The organism is Intestinirhabdus alba (assembly GCF_009711095.1).
Taxonomy (GTDB): domain Bacteria; phylum Pseudomonadota; class Gammaproteobacteria; order Enterobacterales; family Enterobacteriaceae; genus Intestinirhabdus; species Intestinirhabdus alba.
Genome location: NZ_WMJZ01000134.1, coordinates 1 through 603, shown reverse-complemented (window position 1 = coordinate 603; position 603 = coordinate 1). Strand labels below are relative to the sequence as shown.

Here is a 603-nt window from a genome sequence, read left to right as displayed (position 1 = left end):
GCCCGGCGCTCCCAGCGGGACCGGCTGCCGCTGTTCATTTAGCAGATATATTCTTAGATCGATAATACGCTGGCCTATAGGGCTACGATCTAAAAATGTATCGCGTTTTGATAGTCGTCCGTGAGTTACATGAATAGTTGTTTCAGTAATGCCGTACATATTTACAAGCAGAGGAGACTGTTCAGCATTATGCGCATACCAGGGTGTCAGTTCCTTAGGTTTGAGCATTTCACCACCAAAGATAACGTAGCGTAGCTGATGACACATGTTATCCCGCACATGATAAAATGCCTTGAAAGCACCAGGGGTCTGATTTAATACAGTAACCCCTTCTCTACAAACTAATCGATAAAAATCAATAGGACTGCGTGATACAGCCTGAGGCACAATTATAAGTTTTCCTCCATGCCCCCATGCGCCCCACATTTCCCAGACAGAGAAGTCAAATGCAAATGAATGGAACAAACACCAAACATCATGTGCATTGAAGTGAAAATATCTGTCAGTTGAAGTAAGCAGCCGGCCTACTTGTTGGTGCTCCACCATCACCCCTTTAGGCATTCCGGTCGAACCCGACGTGTAGATCACGTACGCCAGATGCCG

At 46.1% G+C, this 603-nt stretch carries 1 protein-coding gene; it reads right to left on the bottom strand.

Annotated features, from left to right (window positions below):
* A partial coding sequence (locus GJV78_RS22740; protein ID WP_330998849.1) for an AMP-binding protein occupies positions 1-588 on the bottom strand: 588 nt, incomplete at its 3' end.
* Between the last annotated feature and the right edge of the window lie 15 nt (positions 589-603).